A 7745-nucleotide genomic window follows, 5' to 3' on the forward strand; every position below is an offset into this window, starting at 1 on the left:
GTAGCGGACAACATCTTAAAGGCCATCGACACCAAGGCCACCGATATCAAGGTGACTTCGATCATCGTCCCGAACGAACTGCAGGGCTATGTCCTTGTGGAGACGCCCGAACAGCGGAACCGGATCGAGCAGCTCGTCGAGATGATCGCCCATGCCCGAGTCGTGACGAAGGGCGAGACCAACCTTGCCGAGGTAGGTCATTTCCTCATCCCGAAACCGGTTGTCTCCGGTATCGAAGAGGGTACGATTGTCGAGCTTATTGCCGGCCCGTTCAAGGGAGAGAAGGCCGTGGTCAAGCGTGTCGACTCCGGCAAGGAAGAGATCACGGTCGAGCTCTATGAGAGTGTTGTCCCGATCCCGATCACCGTCCGCGGAGACAATGTCCGCGTGGTCGAAAAGTTCTCCGACCAGAAGTAATCCCTCCCTTTTTCCACATCCCGCGAGCCCGCGCTGTTCCATCCCCCTTATACAGCCCACCTGACGCGGGATGTCTTACTTTGTTTGCCGTCTCCTCCGTCTCTCCCCTGCAATCCCACGGGCGGAAACAGCCCCGATCTCGACAGCAGCCTTGACAGCGATGATATCGATGACCTGACGGACAGACGGGGGAAGGTCGAGAGGCTCGCGTGTCATGATACAGATGATGCCAACGACAATACCCTCGGAATTCCGGAGCGGTGTCCCGGCATACCCCCGGATCCCGAACTCTCGCAGGTCCCTGCTTTTTGGGAAGGCCTGTGCCACGTTGTCGGTGTAGAGGCAGAACCCTTTCTCCGCAGCGTCCTCGCACGGCGTCCCTTTCAGAGTATACCGGAATCCCGTGATCCGTTTCCCGTCAAGGATCATGGAGAGGACCTCGACATTTTCACGGTCCGGCAGGATCCTGCCGATCATGACGCAGTCTGCACGGAGCCAGGAGGTAAGGTTCCTGGTGATCCGGTCCAGCGATTCCTGGCCGGACGTGCCGAGCATGCTCGATACCATGGTCTGGAACGCGATATCGGCAGCCTTCCGTTCCGTGATGTTCTCAATAGTTGAGATGATATGGGGCCGCCCGGCCATCATGATTATCCTTGATGAGAAGAGACAGGTCGCAGGATCTCCGTTCTTCTTTTGGCACTGCATCTCGAGTCCCTGGATCTGCTTCTGCTCCTTCAGCCGCCCGACCATTCCGGCATACGCTGCAGGATCGGAAAACAGGTGAAGTTCCGTTGCCGTCCTGCCGATCACCTCCTCCCGGGAAAAACCAGTACTGTCAAGGAAGGCTTCGTTGACGTCCGTAAACCTGCCGTTCTCCGCGGAGACAAGCGTGAGTGGGACGGCGTTGTTCTCAAACAGGGTGGAGAACTTCTGCTCGGATTCCCGCAATTCCTCTTCTGCCTGCTTGCGCCCCGTGACATCCCGGAACGAGATCAGGACCGCCGGAGTACCCTTAAACGTTATTTTTTTCCCGATACAGGCGGCCCATTTCTCGTTCTGTTCCAGGGTTACAAACCTGTAATAGACCTCGTAACTGTCGATCCCGCGGGAGATCTGCTGGAAATCGTGGACCGCATTTTCCTGGAAGTCCCTGCTGATGAGATCGAAGACATTGAACGTTTCGGTCATGCTCAGATCCGGCGGGCATTCGGCAATCTCAAGGGCCCTGCGGTTGGCAAACCGGACATTCCCCGAAAAGTCCACGATGATGATCCCTTCCCCGGACTGCTCGACCAGGGCCCGGAACGTCTCCCCGTTCTCGCGTAGCACCTGCTCGTTCCTGCGCAACAGATCGTTGTTGCGCCGGAGTTCCCGGTCAACGGCAGTCAGTTCCCTGTACGCGGCGTCCAGGTCCTCCGTCTTTTTCAGCAGTTCCTCTTCGATCCTCTTTAACCGGGTCACTTCAGCAGCAATGGTGAGGTAGGCCGAACGGCTGCCAATGGTGACCGGGATCGATGAGAATATGACATGGATCTTTTTCCTATCCCTGGCCTTCAGCACAAGCGGCACATTTTCAAGCCTGCCCGTCAGCAAGGAATGTGCAACCAGCTTTGCGCTGTCCGCAAGCGAAAGAATGCCCACCTCTACCGGGTTTTTCCCCAGTAATTCTTCTTCCGTGAAACCGCTGACCGCAAGAAAGGCCGGGTTGACTGCCAGAAATTCCTGTTCCGGGGCGCTGTTGATCGCGATCGGGTACGGACTGTGCTCGAAGATGGTCCGGAACTTGTCCTCGTTCTCCCGTATCACGCTCTCGGCCCGTTTCCGCTCGGTAATGTCTGTTGCGATACTGACAATTACGTCCCGTTCTCCCCATTTCACCACTTTTGCATGGACTTCGAGGGGTATCCGGTGGCCGTCCCTGTGGAGATGCTCCACTTCAAATGAGATCTTCCCTTTCTCTTTGAGAATGTTCATGCGCCCGGTAATCTCTTGTGCCGATTCGGGGCAGTCAATATCATGTAAGGTAAGCTTTACGAATTCAGCAGCAGAATACCCGTGAAGCTCCCCGTTCATCGTGTTTGAATAGAGGTGGTTCCCGAAAAAGTCCACAACCGTGATAGCCGCCGGGGAATCGTTGAGCATATCGGCAAGGAATGAATTCTCCTCGCGTGCAAGCAGCTCTCCGGTCTGGTCTTCCAGCCGCACAGCAACGCCTTTCCCCCCCCAGCCAAAGACAAGGGGCACGATTCGAATTCGGAAAGCCCGCCACTCTTTTCCAATGGGAATCCATGCATCAAGCACGGACCCGGTTCCTGCCATTGCCTGTTTTACGGGGTCGCGGATCCTCCCGATGAAACCGGGGCCTATGGTGGTTTTGGCAACATCCCGGCCTTCCAGCTCTTCCATCCGGATCCCGAAGGTATGGAGGAATGATTCGCTGGCCTCCCGTACCGTGTACGAGTCATCGAGGATCAAAACCGGTCCGGATGATTTGCTTAAGACCTGGTCGGCCGGCAGTCGTGCGGAAAGGGAGTACACTTTGGCAGGGCCGGACTTCCGCATGTTGAGCTGGCCCGAGACGAAGAGGGAGTTGAGATACTTTGTCGCGGTGGTCCGGCTCAGGTGTGCGGCCCGGGCGATCTCCTCGATGGTAAGCCCGTGGGGAGTATCGCGCAACAGGCCGATAATCGTCCGGTAGTTGTCTTCGTCCAGTTCTCTCCCTCCGCATCTCCCGTCAGGAACCTGCGAAAAAGAACTATGCAGGGTAACCAGGTAGCAATTTTAGGTAGCAGGTTTTCTTTGAAATACCTGCGGGTTGCCTATGGAATACTGATGTTATGATAATCAAATCTCATAAAGTTTAAATATCTTTTCGACAATTTTTCATAAGAACAGACCGGTACCGCACTCAGGCTTTCTCATCCTTTATCCCGCAGAACGATGAAGAAATCAGGAACCCATGTCGTCATGGCACCATGACAGGCACTCGATGAACTGAAGGTTTTTTTCGTATACTCAGGTGTAACCGTGCCGTTACGACGCAATAGTATCTCCGTTCTGTACATCGACGATGACCCTTCCCTGCTCGAGATTGGCAAGGCCTTCCTTGAGCTGAGCGGCCAGTTCACTGTTGCGACAACAGAGCATCCCCTCTCCGTAATGGACCTGCTGAAAAAGCAGGAATATGACTGTATCATCTCCGATTACCAGATGCCCATCCTTGACGGGATAGGACTCCTGCAGCAGATCCGTGCACGGTACACGGAACTGCCGTTCATTCTTTTTACCGGGAAAGGCCGGGAGGACGTGGTTATCCAGGCGTTCGATGCCGGGGCGGACTATTATGTCCAGAAGGGGCGGGATGTCCAGTCACAGTTCCGCGAGCTGAGCCACAAGATCCGGCTTGCGGTCGAGAAACGCTATGCCGACAGGGCACTCCGGGAGAGCGAGGAGCGGTACCGGAACGTTGTGCAGGACCAGAACGAGTTCATCTGCCGGTTCCGCCCCGATGGGACATACATCTTTGCCAACAACGCCTTCTGCCGGACCTTCGGGGTAGCAGAAGATGTGGTGATCAACCGCCGGTTCACGCCCCTGATGCCCGCAGAGGACGCGCGTGCCATCCGCGACCATCTGGCGTCGCTCTCGCGGGAGAGCCCTCAGGGTACGATCGAGCACCGGATCCATCTCCCGGACGGCACCGTACGGTGGCACCAGTGGATCGACCGGGCCATCTTTTCGGAGTCCGGGGCCCTCGTTGAGTTCCAGTCGGTGGGCCGGGACATAACCGAACAGAAGATCGCAGAGATGAACCTGCACAAGACCCACGATGAACTTGTAAACGCATTCGAACAGCTGACTGCAACGGAGGAGGAACTCCGCACCAGCTACTTGGACCTTGCCTCCAGCCAGCGTACACTTGAGGAGCGGGAGCTCATCCTGGATGCCATCATCCAGGCCTCCCCGATCCCGCAGTTCGTGATCGACAAGAACCACCATGTCCTCTACTGGAACCAGGCGCTGGCCGCGTATAGCGGGATCGCGGCGCATGAGATAATCGGAACAGACCAGCACTGGCGTGCCTTCTATAAGGAAAGGCGACCGTGCCTTGCCGACCTTCTCGTGGACAATGCAGAGGGTCTGATGTCGGAATGGTATCTCGACCGGCTGGAAAAGTCCCGCCTGATCGATGGAGCCTATTCCGCAACGGACTTCTTCTCCCACATGGGCTTTGAGGGCAAGTGGCTCCACTTCACGGCAGGGCTCATCCGGGACAGGAACGGTGCAATCATCGGCGCGGTCGAGACCCTTGAGGATATCACGGAACAAAGGCAGAAGGAGGCGGAGCTGGCCCGCGAACACGAGGAACTTGCCGCGTCCTTTGAACAGCTTGCGGCAACAGAAGAGGAGTTACGGAACAACTACGAGCAGCTTACGCATCTTGAGGCTGAGCTGCGGGAGAGCCGGGAACTGTACCGCGGCGTTGTCGAAGACCAGACCGAGCTCATCTGCCGGTTCCATCCTGACGGGACGTTTGTCTTTGCCAACGATGCATACTGCCGGTACTTCAACAAGTCCCGGCAGCAGATCATTGGCCGGGTATTCCGGCCCGAAGTATTTGTCGATGAACGCGAACTGGTGCGGGATACGTTCCGGGCGCTCACGCCGGACAATCCCGTGGCCTCCGTTGACCAGCGGACGGTATTGCCTGATGGCACCATCCGCTGGCAGAACTGGGTGGACCGGGCGATTTTTGACGCACGTGGAACCCTCGTGGAGTACCAGTCTGTGGGCCGGGATATCACCGATATGAAAATGGCGGAGATGAAACTCCAGACGAAAAACGAGATGCTGCATGCCGCCTACGGGCAGCTCGCCGCGGCCGAGGAGGAGCTCCGGGCGAATTTTGCGGAACTGGAAGAGAGCCGGCAGCGGATCCGGGAGAGCGAGGAGCGGTACCGGGCGGTTGTGGAGGGCCAGACCGAGCTTATCTGCCGGTTCCGCCCGGACGGGACATTTGTCTTTGTCAACGAAGCCTATTGCCGGTACCTGAAGAGATCCAGAGAGGAGATTTTAGGCCACGCGATCCCCCTGGCGATCCCGGCGGAGGAACGTGAGCGCCTGGCGCAGCATTTCAAGGGGTTGACACAGGAGCACCCGGTCGGGCGGATCGATCACCAGATCATCCTGCCAAACGGTACAGTCACCTGGCAGAGCTGGGTTGACCACGCGATCTATGATGAAGGCGGCAGGCTGGTGGAATACCAGTCGGTGGGCCGGGACATCAGCGATTACAAGAAGGCGGTGAGGGAACTCCGCGAGAGTGAGAAAAAATTCCGGGAGAAGATCGCGGAGCCGGAAACAACCAGCGGGAACGGGCACCCGGCGGAAAAGCGGCCGGGGGAATGATTGCGGACAGTCCCGTGCTCCTCCCCCCATATATCCGGGGCCTGTTGTGCCTGCATTGTTGTAGATCACCGCGCCTGTTTCCGTGCCTCGTTTGTCGCGTCCCGCTTTTTTGCCGCTGTGGCATAGATCCCGGCCAGCGCCCGGAGGTCTTCTGCAACTTCTGCCATATCCGTCTTGTTACCATCGATGGCGGCGGGAGAGTACGGGATCTCCCCGGCCGCGGAAAAATCGTCCCCTGCCACCTGGAGCGCAAACGCCCTGCCGATTACCGGCTCGATCACGTCGTCCAGCGGGTTTTCTCCCCGGACTTTCACGTCAATATCCAATGCATCCTTCAGCTGTTCCAGCGTTGTCGCAGCAAAACCCAGCACAATGATCTCCCGCGGGTCGAATATATTGATGAATGTCAGCAGCTCTGCCTTCCCGCCGCCCGCGTCCTTTCCTTTCACCGCGAAACCCGTGGTGTGGAACCATGCCCTGCGGAAGTCCTCGTACGTCTTTCCCTCTTTCAACCGCCTTGTCAGGATAGAGACGGTCCTTATGTTTTTCTGTTCTCCAGCCGGCACATGAATCACTATGGCAATAATAGCAACGGGAATACTAAAGGATTGGCAGAATTGTCCAGTCCGCCTCTTACGGGGAAGAGAAGCGGTATGCGCCTTTCGGCACGTGGATCTCGAACCGCACGCCGGGTCCCTGCGTCCCGGTCTCGCTGATAGTGATGCCGGTGATCGAGAGGATCTCGCGGGAGAGGAAGAGGCCAAGACCGGTATGTTTTCCAAATCCCTTCTGGAAGAGATTCTTTTTATCGGCATCGGCAATTCCGGTGCCATTGTCCCGGTAGGTGATGGTCAGGCCGGACGGCCCCTCGCTGAAAGAGAGCCCGATCTCCGTCACCGTTCTCCCGTGGCGCAGCGAGTTTTCCGCAAGAGTGTAGAACACCTTGATGATGAGGGGATCGGCATAGACTGAGATGCCCCGGACCCGGGCATCAACAGCGATCCCTGACAGCGGCAGTTCGGCCACAGCTGACCGGAACAGTTCCCCGACATCTTGCCAGAGGGGCTCCTTTACCCCGAGGTCCTCGTAATTCCGGGTGAACTCGATCTGCCGCTGGATCGCTTCCGCTGCATCATCTGCTTTCTTAAGGAATTCGGCCTTCTCCGGATCCGTTACCCTCCCTTTTGTCAGCTCGATGAACGCCCGCAGGCCCATGAGCTGGTTGAGGATGTCGTGGCGGGTGATGGACGAGAGGGTGTTGAGCTTTTTTACGGTCAGCTGGAGGGCCCGCTCGGTCTTTTTCCTCTGCGTGATATCACGGATTACCCCGACAATAAACTCTTCTCCGGAGGCATTGACGTACAGGGCTTTCTTGGTCACGATCGTATGGGTCTTTCCCCGCGAATCGGTGAGGAGTTCCTCATTCTCGTTCTCCTGCCGGGTCCGGAACACATCACGGTCTTTCTCCACGAAGATCGCTGCCTCCCCCTCTGGAAAAACATCGTGGTCGGTCTTTCCCACCACGTCCTCACGGGAGTGACCAATGAATTCGCAGAAACTGTCATTAACCGTGACGAAGCGGTGATCGTGGTCCTTGATGAAAAGGGGGTCGGGCATGGTGTTGATGATCGCGTCAAGGTACCGGCGGGACTCCCTGAGGGCCCGCCCGATCTTCTTCTGGTGGGTAACATCCCTCAGCGAGTCGATAACCCCGGTCAACGCCCCGTCTTCGCCAAGGATCGGCGTTGCACTGATCCAGAGCGAGCACGACTGGCCATCGGTCCGGGTGATCTCGGTCTCGGTCCGTACCGTGTTGCTCTCGAAATGGACACGCGGGGAGGTCTCAGCTGTACCGCCCTTTTCCTGGTGAAGTACGGTGTGTAGCAGCTAGTGGCGCTAGCTGTCCGGGTCCATGT

5 protein-coding genes are annotated in these 7745 nt (G+C 57.3%); 2 read left to right on the forward strand and 3 right to left on the reverse strand.

Annotated features, from left to right (window positions below):
* Positions 1-417: transcription elongation factor Spt5 (locus CW742_RS04035; protein ID WP_292416801.1), on the forward strand; the 417-nt coding region annotated here is incomplete at its 5' end.
* A 75-nt stretch (positions 418-492) separates the two neighbouring features.
* On the opposite strand, the gene CW742_RS04040 is transcribed toward CW742_RS04035, so the two are convergent.
* Complete coding sequence (locus tag CW742_RS04040; RefSeq protein WP_292416804.1) at positions 493-3096, reverse strand: PAS domain S-box protein; 2604 nt, start codon at positions 3094-3096, stop codon at positions 493-495.
* Positions 3097-3447: 351 nt separating this feature from the next.
* Between CW742_RS04040 and CW742_RS04045 the strand changes: the two genes are divergently transcribed.
* Positions 3448-5829, forward strand: coding sequence for a PAS domain S-box protein (locus tag CW742_RS04045; RefSeq protein ID WP_292416807.1), 2382 nt, complete (start codon positions 3448-3450; stop codon positions 5827-5829).
* 65 nt (positions 5830-5894) lie between these two features.
* Here CW742_RS04045 and CW742_RS04050 read toward each other — a convergent pair whose 3' ends face one another.
* Positions 5895-6395 (reverse strand): ROK family protein, encoded by a 501-nt coding sequence (locus CW742_RS04050; protein WP_292416810.1) that lies wholly within the window; start codon positions 6393-6395, stop codon positions 5895-5897.
* Positions 6396-6462: 67 nt separating this feature from the next.
* Positions 6463-7548: a PAS domain S-box protein gene (locus CW742_RS04055; RefSeq protein WP_292416813.1), complete on the reverse strand. Its 1086-nt coding sequence runs from the start codon at positions 7546-7548 to the stop codon at positions 6463-6465.
* Positions 7549-7745: the final 197 nt, after the last annotated feature.

It is taken from the genome of Methanoregula sp. (genome assembly GCF_002835825.1).
Taxonomy (GTDB): Archaea; Halobacteriota; Methanomicrobia; order Methanomicrobiales; family Methanospirillaceae; genus Methanoregula.